This window comes from Pseudoalteromonas sp. 2CM41L (assembly GCF_023161905.1).
Taxonomy (GTDB): domain Bacteria; phylum Pseudomonadota; class Gammaproteobacteria; order Enterobacterales; family Alteromonadaceae; genus Pseudoalteromonas; species Pseudoalteromonas atlantica.
On the sequence record NZ_JALNTN010000004.1, the window covers coordinates 299733 to 314321 of the forward strand.

The 14589-nt window shown below is 40.7% G+C and carries 14 protein-coding genes; 7 read left to right on the top strand and 7 right to left on the bottom strand.

What is annotated here, in order from left to right; all coding sequences use genetic code 11:
- The first annotated feature begins 31 nt into the window (after nt 1-31).
- Nucleotides 32-766 (top strand): dienelactone hydrolase family protein, encoded by a 735-nt coding sequence (locus MTF64_RS08190; protein ID WP_248451085.1) that lies wholly within the window; start codon nt 32-34, stop codon nt 764-766.
- 12 nt (nt 767-778) lie between these two features.
- Here the strand turns inward: MTF64_RS08190 and MTF64_RS08195 are convergent, their stop codons facing one another.
- On the bottom strand, nt 779-1702 hold the full coding sequence (locus MTF64_RS08195) for a LysR family transcriptional regulator (RefSeq protein ID WP_024034243.1): 924 nt from the start codon (nt 1700-1702) through the stop codon (nt 779-781).
- Between the two features lie 164 nt (nt 1703-1866).
- On the opposite strand from MTF64_RS08195, the gene MTF64_RS08200 reads away from it, so the two are divergent.
- The 5 genes from MTF64_RS08200 (at nt 1867) to MTF64_RS08220 (ending at nt 7559) form a co-directional block, all read left to right on the top strand.
- Nucleotides 1867-2550 (top strand): type 1 glutamine amidotransferase domain-containing protein, encoded by a 684-nt coding sequence (locus MTF64_RS08200; RefSeq protein WP_029773419.1) that lies wholly within the window; start codon nt 1867-1869, stop codon nt 2548-2550.
- A gap of 104 nt (nt 2551-2654) precedes the next feature.
- Entirely contained in the window at nt 2655-3236 is a 582-nt protein-coding gene (locus tag MTF64_RS08205) for a rhomboid family intramembrane serine protease (RefSeq protein ID WP_024034245.1), read from the top strand.
- Between the two features lie 90 nt (nt 3237-3326).
- Complete coding sequence (gene yghU / locus MTF64_RS08210; RefSeq protein WP_004587400.1) at nt 3327-4166, top strand: glutathione-dependent disulfide-bond oxidoreductase; 840 nt, start codon at nt 3327-3329, stop codon at nt 4164-4166.
- A gap of 146 nt (nt 4167-4312) precedes the next feature.
- Nucleotides 4313-6253 carry a bifunctional diguanylate cyclase/phosphodiesterase gene (locus tag MTF64_RS08215; protein ID WP_248443047.1) on the top strand — a complete coding sequence of 647 codons (1941 nt, stop codon included), beginning with the start codon at nt 4313-4315 and terminating at the stop codon, nt 6251-6253.
- A gap of 4 nt (nt 6254-6257) precedes the next feature.
- Nucleotides 6258-7559: an MFS transporter gene (locus MTF64_RS08220; protein ID WP_055252985.1), complete on the top strand. Its 1302-nt coding sequence runs from the start codon at nt 6258-6260 to the stop codon at nt 7557-7559.
- 128 nt (nt 7560-7687) lie between these two features.
- On the opposite strand, the gene MTF64_RS08225 is transcribed toward MTF64_RS08220, so the two are convergent.
- Both MTF64_RS08225 and MTF64_RS08230 read right to left on the bottom strand, forming a co-directional pair.
- On the bottom strand, nt 7688-8140 hold the full coding sequence (locus MTF64_RS08225) for a hypothetical protein (protein WP_004587402.1): 453 nt from the start codon (nt 8138-8140) through the stop codon (nt 7688-7690).
- Between the two features lie 11 nt (nt 8141-8151).
- Nucleotides 8152-8427, bottom strand: coding sequence for an EF-hand domain-containing protein (locus MTF64_RS08230; RefSeq protein ID WP_248451086.1), 276 nt, complete (start codon nt 8425-8427; stop codon nt 8152-8154).
- Between the two features lie 254 nt (nt 8428-8681).
- On the opposite strand from MTF64_RS08230, the gene MTF64_RS08235 reads away from it, so the two are divergent.
- On the top strand, nt 8682-9536 hold the full coding sequence (locus MTF64_RS08235) for a PA4780 family RIO1-like protein kinase (RefSeq protein ID WP_248451087.1): 855 nt from the start codon (nt 8682-8684) through the stop codon (nt 9534-9536).
- Nucleotides 9537-9554: 18 nt separating this feature from the next.
- Here MTF64_RS08235 and MTF64_RS08240 read toward each other — a convergent pair whose 3' ends face one another.
- The 4 genes from MTF64_RS08240 to MTF64_RS08255 all read right to left on the bottom strand — a co-directional run bounded on the left by MTF64_RS08240 (nt 9555) and on the right by MTF64_RS08255 (nt 14563).
- The gene (locus MTF64_RS08240) at nt 9555-10229 is read right to left on the bottom strand and encodes a response regulator (protein WP_029773415.1); all 675 of its coding nucleotides are present in this window, start codon (nt 10227-10229) and stop codon (nt 9555-9557) included.
- Between the two features lie 9 nt (nt 10230-10238).
- Nucleotides 10239-11693, bottom strand: coding sequence for an ATP-binding protein (locus MTF64_RS08245; protein ID WP_248443043.1), 1455 nt, complete (start codon nt 11691-11693; stop codon nt 10239-10241).
- Between the two features lie 262 nt (nt 11694-11955).
- Nucleotides 11956-13884 (bottom strand): S9 family peptidase, encoded by a 1929-nt coding sequence (locus tag MTF64_RS08250; protein ID WP_004587407.1) that lies wholly within the window; start codon nt 13882-13884, stop codon nt 11956-11958.
- Nucleotides 13885-13954: 70 nt separating this feature from the next.
- Nucleotides 13955-14563, bottom strand: a complete 609-nt coding sequence (locus MTF64_RS08255) for a flavin reductase family protein (RefSeq protein ID WP_248451088.1) — start codon at nt 14561-14563, stop codon at nt 13955-13957.
- Nucleotides 14564-14589 lie beyond the last annotated feature (26 nt).

A 14589-nucleotide genomic window follows, 5' to 3' on the forward strand; every position in this document is an offset into this window, starting at 1 on the left:
AACCTTATTAATTATTTAACTGAGCGCTTTTATGATAATCCAACACCATAATACCGACCTAGCCACCCCTACAGGCTTAATGCGTACTACCGTTTACCGCCCACAAGCAGCTGGCCAATATCCAAGTATTATTTTTTACTCTGAAATTTTTCAGCAAACCGCGCCTATTGCGCGCAGCGCTGCTATTTTAGCAAGCCATGGTTTTGTTGTGTTAGTGCCTGAGGTATTTCATGAGCTAAACCCGATTGGTACTGTACTTGCGTACGATGACGCGGGTAAAGATAAAGGCAATGCCGATAAATGGCAAAAGCCACTTGAGCACCACGACAGCGACACACAAGCACTCATCGACTTTGTACAAAATCAAGATTACTGCACTGGCACAGTGGGCGCCATGGGAGTGTGCATTGGTGGGCATTTAGCTTACAGAGCCGCATTAAACCCTCACATAAAAGCTGCATTTTGTTTATACGCCACCGATATTCATAGTGATTCATTAACGGCCAATGCAGGTAACAATTCGTTTGAACGCATGGCTGATATTCAAGGTGAAATACACTTTATTTGGGGTAAGCAAGACCCACATGTACCGCAACAAGGCCGAAGTAAAATTTACCAGCAATGTGTAGCCACGGGTATTAACTATCACTGGCAAGAAGTAAACGCACAGCATGCGTTTATGCGTGATGAGGGCGAGCGTTACGATGCCGCGCTTGCAATTACTATGTACCAACAAGCGGTTGCATTATTTAATCGTACTTTGTAATTAAGTGCGGTTTTACGTGCTTTTTAGCATGCCCAGTGCAGTATGCTGTTTAACAAAATAGGCTTTTAAATAATCAATAAACAACCTGAGCTTTTTGGAGCCTGCCGCCCCAGGTGGAAACACGCCATAAAGCTCAATATCTTTTGTTTTATAATCATCGAGTATTATTTCCAACAGCCCTGCTTGCACTTTAGGCCACGCATCATACAACGGAATGCGCCCAAGCCCGTGCCCGGCCTCTACAAACGCGGTACGCGCCGCGGCATTATTGGTGCTAATACCGCCTTGAAGTATTACATCGTATTTTTTGCCCTCTTTGCTAAGGGTTAATGTTTTACTGCTAAGTTGGTACACCACCCATTTATGCAAGGCTAATTCAGCTGGCGTTTTAGGTTTGCCAAAGTGTTCAAAATACTCAGCTGAGCCACAAATACAGGTACTCATGGTGGTTAGTTTAGTGGCTTGTAAGTTTGAGTCACTTAAAGCGACCCCACGAATAGCAATATCAAAGCCGTTTTTTATAATATCAACCACATCATCGGTTAGTTGCAGGTCTATTTCAATTTTGGGGTATTGGCGTTTAAACGTATTAATTGCCGGCACAATTAGTTGCATGCCTACATTAACGGGGCAGCTAATTTTTAATACTCCTTGTGGCTCACTTTTAATGTTTTCTATTTGCTGATTAGCTGCGTTTGCTTGTTCTGTGATCACTCTACAGCGCTCATAATACGCAATGCCCGCCTCTGTTAGCGCCATAGTGCGGGTTGAGCGATTTAGTAGCGTAACTTCTAATTGCGTTTCTAATTTTTTAAGGTGATAACTTACCACCGCACGCGTTAACCCCAACTGCTTTGCTGCCGCGGTTAAACTGCCCTGCTCGACAATTTGCGCAAATACCACCATGCTTTTAAGTTGCTCAAACGACACTTTCATCACAAATCCACCAATGATTATTCAACCCAATAATTGTATCAATAATTAAACCAATAAAGTTAAATTTATCATCGTTGTTTAAATCCTTTTAAGTGCATATAGTTATTACAGCACCTTGGTTAACACCAAGCTTTAATTTACTCACTAATCGAAGGAATATTGTTATGGCTAAAAAAATACTTATGGTACTTACCTCACATTCAGAGCTTGGCAACACAGGCGAAAAAACAGGTTTTTGGGTAGAAGAATTTGCAGCACCATACTATGCATTTGTTGATGCTGGTGCAGAGGTAACACTTGCTTCCCCTGCGGGTGGCCAACCGCCAATTGACCCAACTAGCACGCTTTCTGACTTTGAAACCGATGCAACAAAGCGCTATGACAACGACAGCGCAGCACAAACACTTATGGCAAACACCAAAAAGTTAAGTGAAGTAAACGCCAGCGACTTTGACGCGGTATTTTACCCAGGCGGCCACGGCCCACTATGGGATTTAGTAGATAACAGCGATTCAATCTCACTTATTGAAAAGTTTGTAAAAGAGCAAAAGCCAGTAGCGGCTGTTTGCCACGCAAGTGCCGCTTTTTTAAATGTTAAAGATGCACAGGGCAATGCGCTCGTAGCCGGTAAAAAAGTAACAGGCTTTACTAACTCAGAAGAAGCCGCCGTGCAATTAACAGACGTAGTGCCATTTTTAGTTGAAGATGAACTCATTAAAAAAGGCGGCGATTATCAAAAAACTGACGACTGGGGCGTATTAGCGCTCGAAGATGGTTTAGTGATTACAGGCCAAAATCCAGCAAGTTCAGAGCTTGCGGCGAAAAAACTATTAACTAAACTAGGTTAAAATAACCCCTGTGCGCGGCGTATAACGCCGCGCTTATTAAATCGCTTTTAATAGCGAAAACATACTCCTATACTGGTACAAAACAATCCTACTAAAGCGTTTATATGCCAACTACCCCATCATCATCTTCACTGATAACCAGTACGCGATTTGCAATATTTAGCGTAGTTTTTATATGCCTAATACTACAAGTGATCAATAGTTTACCTGGCATTACGCTTAATGGTTTAGGTATTTACCCTCGCAGCGTTCAAGGGTTAATCGGTATTTTATGCGCCCCATTTTTACATGGCAGCTGGTGGCACTTTGCTAGCAACATGTTGCCTTTTGCTGTACTTAGCTGGCTAATTTGCCAATACAGTGTAAAACGCTTTTATACCGTGTTTATATTTACTGCGTTAATTGGCGGGCTATTAGTGTGGGCCTTTGGTCGAAGTAGTTTTCATGTTGGATTAAGCGGCGTTATTTATGGTTTATGGGGATTTATACTGTGCTATGGCGTGGTTAGGCGCTCATTTAAGTCTATTGTTATTGCCCTAGTAGTGGCAGTGCTTTACAGCGGATTTATTTGGGGCGTGTTACCACAACGCTTTCATGTCTCGTTCGAAAGTCACCTTTTTGGTGCGTTAAGTGGGTTCTTTTTAGGGTATAAACTTGCCAAAGCAGATAAATTAAAAGCACGATAATTTTTTCATTGCCTTTAATTAATTTTTTACGCCCCCAGCTTGTTATCTATGAGTATATAAATTAATTACATTTTTAAATTGAGGTTATTTATGAGTAATGAACACGAATACACGCCGCCTAAAGTTTGGACGTGGGACAGCGAAAGTGGTGGTAAATTTGCTAATATTAACCGCCCTATTGCCGGCGCCACTCATGACAAAACCTTAGACATTGGCAAGCATGCGTTTCAACTTTATTCATTAGCCACGCCTAATGGCCAAAAAGCGACCATTATGTTTGAAGAGTTATTAGAGCTTGGCCTAACCGATGCCGACTACGATGCCTATTTAATTAACATTGGCGAAGGCGACCAATTTGGCTCAGACTTTGTTGATATTAATCCAAACTCTAAAATTCCTGCGCTAATGGATCACTCTACCACGCCACCAACACGCATTTTTGAGTCGGGTTCAATTTTACAATACTTGGCAGAAAAATTTGATGTGCTAATCCCAAAAGATTTTAAAGCCAAGACCGAGTGCCGTAATTGGCTATTTTGGCAAATGGGTTCAGCGCCTTATTTAGGCGGCGGATTTGGTCATTTTTATAGCTACGCACCAACAAAAATGCAATACCCAATAGACCGTTTTACTATGGAAACTAAACGCCAGCTCGATGTATTAAATCGCCACTTAAGTGAAAACGAATACATGGCGGGTAGTGAATACTCTATAGCCGACATTGCCATTTGGCCTTGGTACGGCTCGTTGGTGCTTGGAAAATTATACGACGCCGCTGAGTTTTTAGATGTTGCCTCTTACACTCATGTAATGCGCTGGGCAGAGCAAATAGCAAAGCGCCCCGCTGTTAAACGTGGTCAACGTGTTAATCGCACCTGGGGCCCTGAAGAAGAGCAACTTAGCGAACGACATAACGCCAGCGACTTTTAATCTAACAGCCCATAACAAGACATTGTGTTATGGGCATTTTTTTATTTAAAATCTGCATTTTCCCTGTCATTAAACTATATTTATTATTGTGTTTTTATAAAATGTAACCTGCTTTACCCGCATTACTTTTCATAAGGCTTTAATGAGTGCAATATAAAAATTTAAATAGTGATGAACGCAGAGAAGCCGTAAAACTTTTATATTCTAATGCTTTATCTGGCATTGGTGTTTCGGCGTTAGTTAGCTTTGTACTTGTATTTGCATTTGACCTAACGGATGAGAGAACAAATCAAGAAAAAATAATTTGGCTTTTTTTTATGCTGGTTGTTTTAGCAGCAAGGCTAATGGATGTTATTTACTTTAACTACACCAAAGAAGTTAACCAGCCTTTTAATGCAAATAGCTTTTTAAAACGCTTTTCGGTGGGGTGTATAGCGACCGCGATTTCGTGGTCATGTTACGCACTGTGGTTTCATAAAAGCTCATCCACCGTTGAAATTACCACCACAATAGCTATTTTGTCGGCATTTGCTGGTGGCTCAGCCAATTTGCTCTCGGGTAGTCGCTTTACCTCGGTGTGTTACAGCATTATTTTATTAATGCCTTACTCTATAGTACTAACCTTATCTGATGACTATTACCACTATGTATTAGGCTTTTTGGGCATTACTTTTTCGGCAATTATGATCGCCTCTTCTTATAAGTCGGCCACATTTACCCAAACAGCCATAAAATTACGAAATCAAAACCGCGAACTACTTAACGAAATGGAAAGCAAAGTAGAAACACGCACAGAAGAAATTTACCGTTTATCAAACACTGACCCACTAACAAGTTTATTAAACCGTACCGCTTTTTTAAAAGTGGCAAATAAACAGCTGGCAGATCACCCCGAGGAAAAACTCGCTTTACTGTTTGTAGACTTAGATGGCTTTAAGCAAATTAATGACTCTATGGGTCATAAAGTTGGCGACCAAGTACTTAAAGAAATAGCCGAGCGACTCACTAACGTTTGCACCCGCCACTTATACAAATGCCGCTGGGGCGGAGATGAATTTTTAATTTTAACAACCTATGAGGATGAACAAGACTTATTTGATTTTTCCAAAAAGGTTATTAAAAGCATTCGTGCCGAGCATGAACGATACAAATACCAAAGCTGGGTATCTGCCACTATTGGCATAGCGTTATTTCCTGAGCATGAGGGCGATTTAAGCGCGTTAATTCGTTCAGCAGATTTAGCTATGTACCATCAAAAACGTATTGCCAAAGGCTGCGTAAATATTTACAACAACGACTTAAAGCGCCAACAAGAGCGCGAACAATTGCTCAGTAAACGCTTGGCAAGTGCAATAAAAGACAACGGCTTGCGGTTAGTGTTTCAGCCTATTGTGGATAGCCAAACAGCGAAGGTAACCTCGTTTGAGTCACTTTTACGCTGGCAATTAAATGACGAAGCGATATTTCCTGATGAATTTATTGCCATTGCCGAGCAATACAACCTCATAACCGAACTTGGCTTATGGGTGATTGAGCAAGCGTGTGTGCAAGCTTGCACGTTTAAAAACGTACAACCCCCTATTGCTGTGAGCGTTAATGTATCTGTAATACAACTTCAAGACCCTGATTTTGTCACTAAGGTTGTAAATATCGTTGATCAATACGGCGTAAAGCCAGAAAACCTGCACCTTGAAATCACTGAATCTGTGTTTGCTGAGGATAAGCTCACCTTTTTAGCAGCAGTAAAAGAGCTGCAAAAACAAGGATTTTGTATTTCTATTGACGACTTTGGTACTGGGTACTCATCCTTGTCGAGCATGTTAGATATTGGTGTAGACATAGTAAAAATAGATAAAAGTTTCATTCAAAACATGGATAAGCGAGGCTTAAGTATAATTCATGCGATTGTGCAAATGGCCTCAACACTTGATTTTATAGTAGTCGCCGAAGGTGTAGAAACCCTAGAGCAAGCTAACATGCTAAAAGAAATTGGTGTGTCTCACCTACAAGGTTATTACTTTTCTAAACCTATGGAACAACACTTTGTAGATTCGTACCTCAAAGAGCAAAACAAATTGTGTAGCTAGCAGTATGAAAAAACTCACTAAAGAGCAAGTCTATAAACGCCTTAACAACGATGAAGACGCACGCGCCTGTAAAGACATAAACGAAGATGACTGCAAAGAAGTGGCCGGTAACTTTATTCTTTTATTAACAAGCCAGCTTTTTAGTAAATTTGCCGATGCCCTCCTCAACCCTAAAGTCACTCTGCCTTGGTTAATGCAAAGCTTAAACGTACCAAGCGCGTTTATAGCGTGGCTGGTGCCTATAAGAGAATCGGGCTCTTTATTACCACAATTAGCGATAGCCAATATTATCCGTAAACTCTCAGTAAGAAAGTGGGTATGGGTTTGCGGTGCATTTGCCCAAGCTGTATGTATTGGCGCTATGGTTGGTGTTTCATTTGTGCTAGAAGGCGCTCAGGCTGGCTATGCAATTTTAGCTCTGCTGGTGCTCTTTAGCCTCGCCCGCGGGTTTAATTCTATTGCCGCTAAAGATGTATTAGGTAAAGTTATTCCTAAAAAAAAGCGGGGCAATATTAGTGGCCTGGCGGCAAGTATAGCTGGCTTTGCAACACTCACTTTTGGTTTAATGATGTGGTTTTTTTCGGGGCAAAAAGAGCAAAATACGGTATTAATTGCGCTGTGTTTAGGCGCCGTTTTGTGGGTTGTTGCTGCACTTTTTTATAGCCGCATAAACGAATACAAAGGCGCGACACAAGGCGGTAAAAATGGCTTTTTAAATGCGCTAAGTAAATTAAAGCTGCTTTATCAAGATAAACAATTTGCACACTTTGTAATTACCCGCGCCTTTTTACTTTGCTCAGCCCTAAGCGCGCCTTTTTATATTATTTTAGCAAGCTCTCAGCAGTTTGAATTTTCATTATTGGCAGTATTTTTAGCCGTGTCTGGCTTAGCAAGTTTAATTTCTGGGCCAATATGGGGAAGACTCAGCGATTTTTCTAGCCAAAAGGTGCTTGTGATCAGTGCGTTACTTGTCACCATAAACGGGGTGAGTGTGTTTGTAATAGCCACATGGTATAGCCAGCTGTTTGAATATGCTTGGGTAATACCTGGTTTTTATTTTTTGCTTTGCATTGCTCATCAAGGCGTACGGCTCGGGCGTAAAACCTATTTAGTAGATATGGCACAAGGCAATAAACGCACTGATTACGTGTCGGTTAGTAATACTGTAATTGGCATTTTGCTTTTAATGTTAGGCAGTATAGGGCTTTTAGAAGCATTTTTATCAACCGCACAGCTTATTTTGTTGTATAGCCTGCTCGGTTTGTTAGGTGCTATTAGCGCGATTTTTTTGCCTCAAGCGGAGTAATACCAATGCGCAATAATACGTGATCAATTAAGCGAATTGGTATATTAAAAAAGCCCAACAAAATAATTGCCGGGCTTTGGACTTAAGACCTAAGGATAAACAGTCAGCTTTACCTCAAGTTATAACACCTAAGCAGTTACATTTAGCAGTGAATCACCTTCACTTAAACCAAATTTTTCTTGTACCGATGAAAGAATTGATTCTTTATCTTCATCAGATAGCTGGCTTGAATACTCAGTTAATAACTCATCTAAGTAGCTAACCACTTCGTCAGTATCAACAGATTCTAAAGAGTTTTGCGGCGGCGGTGGCGGGCGCTGTCCTTCAGGGCGTCCTGCATCGCCAATACTTTTAGCGTCAAAATCAAGTTCGCTCATTAAATCAGCCAACTCTTTTGTCGGCGAGATCCCCTGCTCTTCAAATGCAGCTTGAATACTTTGCGCATCTTCCGTACTTAGGTTTTGTGCATCAAATTCTGCAAGTGTTTCTTTAACAAACTCAGTTTGCTCTGAAGTTAAAGCGCTTACTTGGCTAGATTGTTGAGTCATAAAACTCGCTGAGCTACCAATACTGTTGATCATATTTTTCTCCCTTAACGTGCGCGGCGTGGTGGCTTGTGTTCACTTAACTCTTGTTCGCTAATTTCGCCATTCCCATCGGCATCTATTTCGTCAAAAATAGTTTGCGCATCGCCTTGCGGTGGCGCACTTTCGCTAAATTCTGCAAGGCTAATCACACCGTCACCATCTGCATCTATGCTTGAAAAGTCAGGTTTAGGTGGTGGGTTATCACCGCCTCTGGCTGCAACATTGGCTGAAAAAGCCATTGATAATAATGCAGCAACGGCAAAAGTAGGAAAATGCTTCATCGTGGTCACCTTGGGTTAAATATTAATAAAGGGTATGAATATAAAGTACGCTTAAAAAATGCAAACATTGTGCAAACAATAAGGAAATAAAAATAAATCCGATTTTTATCATGTTATTTTTACCTTATTCGGTATTTCGGTTATTGTGATAACTAATTACTTAAAACCACTTTCAACACCTGTTTTGAGAGCTAACATATTAAGGACTTATTAACATACATGTTTAATCTTCCAATTTTTCTAGTTGTATCGCAGTGAAAATACCTAAACGCCTCCAGCCACTCGTTGATGATGGCCTAATTGATGAAGTGATAAGCCGCTTAATGAGCGGTAAAGAAGCGGATATATTTGTGGTGCGCAGCGGTGGCGAAATTCGCTGTGCTAAAGTCTACAAAGATGCCGTTAAACGCAGCTTTAAAAAGGCAGCTCAGTATCAAGAAGGCCGAAAAGTAAGAGGCGGACGCCAAGCCCGCGCCATGGGTAAACGCTCTAGTTATGGGCGACAACTAGAAGAAGAAATTTGGCAAAATGCAGAAGTAGACGCGCTTTCACGTTTATCACGCGCTGGCGTCAGAGTTCCTGATACTTATTACTGTATTGATGGTGTGTTGTTAATGGAGCTTGTGTGCGATGAAGACGGAGATGTTGCTCCACAGTTAGGGCATGTGACCCTTACACAGCAAGACGCTATTGAGCAGTACAGTATGATGGTTCATTATATTAAATTAATGCTGTGCGCGGGTATTATCCACGGTGACTTATCAGAATTTAACGTACTTGTTGATAGTAAAGGGCCTGTAATTATTGACCTTCCGCAAGCTGTAAACGCCGCAGCCAATAACAGTGCGCAAGCAATGTTTACGCGCGATGTAAACAACATACGTCGTTATTATGCGCAGTTTGCACCTAGCCTATTAAACACTCATTACGCTAAAGAAATGTGGGCACTGTTTGAAGAGGCCAGCTTAACGCCAAACACTGTGCTCAGCGGAGAATTTGAAGACAGTAATGAATCTGCAGATGTAGATGCGGTACTCGATGAAATACAAGCGGCCGAATACGAAGAGTTCGACCGTTTAGAGCGTATTAAAAACGCTGACGATGAGTAAAACTGCGCTCACGTTTAGCTATTGAGGGTGAACAAACCGATAGCCCACACCGTAAACCGACTGAATAACGCTGTCGGTTTGCGTTACTTCATCAAGCTTTTTACGTAACTTTTTTATGTGGCTGTCTATAGTGCGGTGGCTAACTATACGTTGGTCTGCGTACATGGTGTCCATTAAGCTATCGCGTGAATAGATTCTGTTAGGGTTTGAATACAAAGGCTTAAATAGCTGAAATTCAAAATTAGTTAGTTCTATACTGCTATTTTTATAGTTTACACTGTAAGTACTTTCATCCAGTGTCATGGCATTATTTACCGGCTCTTTTGTGGTATTAACACGCCTTAAAATTGCTTTTACTCGCGCCACCAGCTCAGCATAACTAAACGGTTTACAAATATAGTCATCGGCGCCCAGTTCAAGTCCGAGTAACCGGTCAATCTCCTCCACCTTTGCCGAAACCATAATAATGGGCACATTAGAAAACTTTCTTATCGCTTTGCACAGCTCTATACCGCTTTGCCCTGGCAACATAATATCTAATAAAATAACACTTGGCTTATTACTTTCAAGCCAGCTAAGTACTTCATCACCATGATGAATAAGGTGCGTTTGATAATGATGACTTGTTAAAAAGTCGCTCATTAAATTGGCAAGTTTTATTTCATCTTCAACAATGAGTATTTGCTCACTCATACTTATCCTCTACTGAACTAATAAGGGTAATTTAATAACAATGCCAAGCCCGCCAATACTGGCTTTTTCGGCTGATATTTCGCCATTATGACCTTTAACAATATGCTGACAAATAGACAAACCTAAACCAGAGCCACCCTCTTGGCGATTGCGAGAGCTGTCTACACGGTATAAATATTCAAACAAGTGCGATAAATGCGTTTGCTCAACGCCTATCCCGTTGTCCTCTATTATAAGCTCTAAATAGGCTTGGCCTTTAATATTTACGTTATTGGCACTTAAAGAAATAGTTGAGCACTGGGCGTAATGCACCGCATTCATTAATATATTATCTAGCAATTGCAGTATACGTGTTTTATCTGCGTTTACTGTGGTGTTGTTAGCACTATTAAGAAGGTAAAAATTAATAGCGTGCTGCTCAAAAATAACGTGATACTTTTGCTCTATGGAGTTAAGTAAAAAGCCTACGTCGGTAGGTTGCATGGTGTAATGCATGCCGCCTAGCTCGGCGCTGTTTAACATGTGTAGGTCGTCAATCAAGCGCTTTAAATGCAGCGCTTCATCGTTAGCAGAACTAATATTTTTATTATTTGGTTCACGTATCCCAAGCAACATAGCTTCGAGCTCACCGAGTAAAATGCTCATGGGCGTTCTTAGTTCATGAGAAATATTAGCTAACCAGCGTTTACGTACTTGCTCATCCTTAGCGAGCGTAAAGGCCAAGGTATTAAAATCTTCACTAAGCTGGCCCAGCTCGTCTTTCCTATCTAATAAAAGTTTGGTGCTGTACTGCCCTTTGGTTAGCTTATGCATACCACTGGCAATTTGCTTTACAGGGCCAACTAAATGCCTTGCCAGTAAAAAAGACAACATTAAGGTAAGTAGCCCTGCGGTTAACGCAATAAGCCATAAATAGTTAGTTTGTTGCTTTAAAAAATCCAACTCGTACCCATCTGCTAGGCTTTTTCTTTTTGAAACAGCAAGGTAAGCAATTGTTTTACCTTCAAGCTCTATGGGCGTTTTAATGTACTTTAAATCCTCAAATAATTTGCCAAAAATACGCTGCTGGTTTTCATCCAGTAGTGCATAGTGCGCGGCATGCTCGGGCGGTGGGCGTCGATCTCGTTGCGCCATATGCTGTGGGGGTCTGGGTCTGCGTTCGCCGCGAATTTCTGGGCGCTGTGGCATATCGCGTAAACTAGGTAAAAACTGGCTTGATTGCAATTGCGATTCAACCAACCTTAAAAAGCGCTGATCGTTACCTATAATTTTATCCCACGAAGGAGTTTGCGCGTATTTATTAGCCAGTTGTACTGCTAATGGCTCTAATGCTTTTACTTCTTTAGCGTTTACAAAATCAATAATACCTTGGCCAATACTGTACTGAATAAGCACAACAAGCCCCGCAATAATGCTAAAGGTGAAGCTAAATAATATTAAAAAAAGTTTGTTGTGAATTTTCATTTATTTTTTATAAACCTGACTCTAAAAGCATTTGAGCTGTTATTTATTGCGTATTTTTTTACTGCTAAAACGTATTATTAAAAGCTCTAAGCACTTTTAAGAATAGCCTGTAATAACAATTGTATTAATTGCATGTTCTATTATAGCGACTTATAAATAGCGCCTTTAATAACAACGTATAACGTTAACAAGTAAAAGTGCAAACAATGTGCATTATATAAAAAATCACGCTCAAAAAAGGCGACCTAAGTCGCCTTTGTTATTAATCGTTTTTTAAATGCTTATCAAAAAAATCGAGAAACGCTTGTAACGTTTTAATTCTATGCGGCTGATAAGACAAGTAATGGTCGCCATCTTCTAGCTCAATGTAAGTAACATCTTTATCTTCGTCATCTAATTCATCTTCCATTTCTCGACTATGGTAAATAGGGACAACACTGTCGTCGCTACCATGCACAAGTAAAACAGGTTTGTTAATTGATTTAGCAAAATTAACCGGCGAATTGGCCTCTAACTTATCGCTATTTGTTCCAAACTGTTTTCGTACTATGTCTTTATTTGTAAAGTGTCGGGCTTTACTCACAATATGCTCAAGGTCAGTTACCCCTGCAAAACTTGCCGCACATTTAAATGTTTCAGGGTGTTTAATAACAGCCATTAAGGCGGCATACCCACCGTAGCTTGCGCCACCAATACAAATTTTATCTGGCTGAGCAATCCCTTGGTCTATTAACCAGTTAGCTCCATCTTGTAAGTCATCTTGCATGGCTAAACCAAAACCTTGGATCGACTGCATTAAAAAGTCATAACCATAACCACTTGAGCCACGAAAGTTAGGCTGTAACACGGCATAACCATTATATGCCAGTAGCGCAGTCCAATAGTCAAAGCCTGCATAGTCTCGCGCCATAGGTCCACCATGTGGAAATATAATAGTGGGTAACTTATCGCCTTTCTCGTAGCCAACAGGCAGCGTTAAGTAGCCTTCAATAATAAGCCCGTCACGTGCTTTATAGCTAATGTGCTCTTTACCGGCGTATACGCTTTCGTTAATGTGCGGGTAAACGTCTGCAAAAAATGTTAAGTCACCTCGCTTTCTGTCACCTAACATGTAAGCGCCTGATGTTTTATCTGAGCTGACATAAAGTACATATTTTTGCTGATCGTCGCTGGTGCTAACAATATCCATTTCAAATGAATCTTTAGGTAGTGATGCTCGTAAAGAGCGATGTAGCTTGTCTAAGTCTTCATCCCAATACGCAATACCATCTTCTAAATGCGAATGCGTAAAGCCTGCCACTTCGCCAGTTTTACGGGAGTAAAAAATATCGCCATCTACATCATACTTGTCGTCGCTAAAAATGAGCTCACGTTTGTTAGTTGTTAGATTAAGCTTAAATAATGCATCACGCCCTTCATGTAGCGCAGTGATGTATAAAAAGTTAGGGTCTTTATCAAAGCCAAGTATCGAAATGCTTTGCTCACTAAATACTTCGTAGCTAAATAGTGTTTGCCACGACTCATTTTGCTCGTTGTACAGCTCGTAAGTAAATTGTGTTTCATCCATTTTTTTAGCAATACGAACCTTGCCTTGTCTATCAGCAAACCAACTGGTTACATCTGCACGAGCACGTTGTATTTGTTTTTTGCGTAAGGTAGTTAGGTCAAGTTCATACACAGCAGGGGTATTGGCTATTTTAAAATCGCCCTGCACGAGTATTTTATTTTCTTGCTCCGGTAAAAAGCTAATAATTCGGTCAGAAAACTGAGGCTGCTTTTCATCACGCGTGTTGTTTGCTCTAAAAGCCAGTTTTATTCCTTTATCATCACTTAGATTATACGAATACATTAATGTAGACGCATACTTAACCCCACCAAATTGATATTTAATGTATCGTGCGCCCAATAACAAAACATCATTATTTGCCCAACTAAACCAGTCAAAAAATACAGTGTGGTTATCCGATTTAATAATCGGTTTGCCCTTGCCTGTTGTAAGGCTTTGCACCATTAAAACTAAATCGCCATCAAGGTTTCTAACATACGCAATGTTATTTCCATCTGGTGAGAGCTTAACTTGGCTTATGCTTTTTAAGCCTGCAAACGCTTCTATGGGTAGCTTTTTATCAGAGGCTGATAGGCAGCTAAAACTAAGTAGGGCAAATACTAAAGTGAGGTAAAGTTTAGACATTCAATATCCATTTGTTTTATAGGTAACGCTTAATGAGTTAACAGTAAGTGTATAAGGTTAATCTGTTATTTTACAATTGTGGCCGCTTTAGTACAAATTTATCTTTAGTAGAGCTAAAGTAGTCTCCACCCATTTTACCTATGCTGTTTAAACGCGTGGGATCTATATAGCCATTTACTAACACGTTATCGTCAATATAAATTCCCACCACGGTAAGTAGCATAACTTTGCCGCCACCTGGTTCGTCGCTTATCTGAATAACGTCTCTTAAGGTGCACTCGTATCTTACTTTAGCCGCTGCGGCGCCTGGAGATGTTACGTGTGTACTGGCGATTGTTTCAATATTTGCCGCCTCAAATTCACTCACATTATGTGGATAATTAGCGCAGCTTTGATTCATTTTCTCTACTAGCTCTTCACTAACAATATTAACCACGCAGTTGTTAGTGGCTTGAAGGTTTAAAAGCGTGTCTTTATTGGCTTTGTCGCGTGGGTTTACTTGGGTCACGCTCAGCACTGGCGGGTTACAGCTGGCCACTGTAAAAAAAGAGTACGGGGCAATATTAGCAATCCCCTCCTTACTAAGTGTGCTTACCCAAGCAATAGGCCGTGGGCTAATACCCCCCACTAAATACGAGTAAACATTGTGCTGCGTGCTTTGCGTTAAATCTAAAAACATAATTTTCCTTTATACGTCGTACTGCA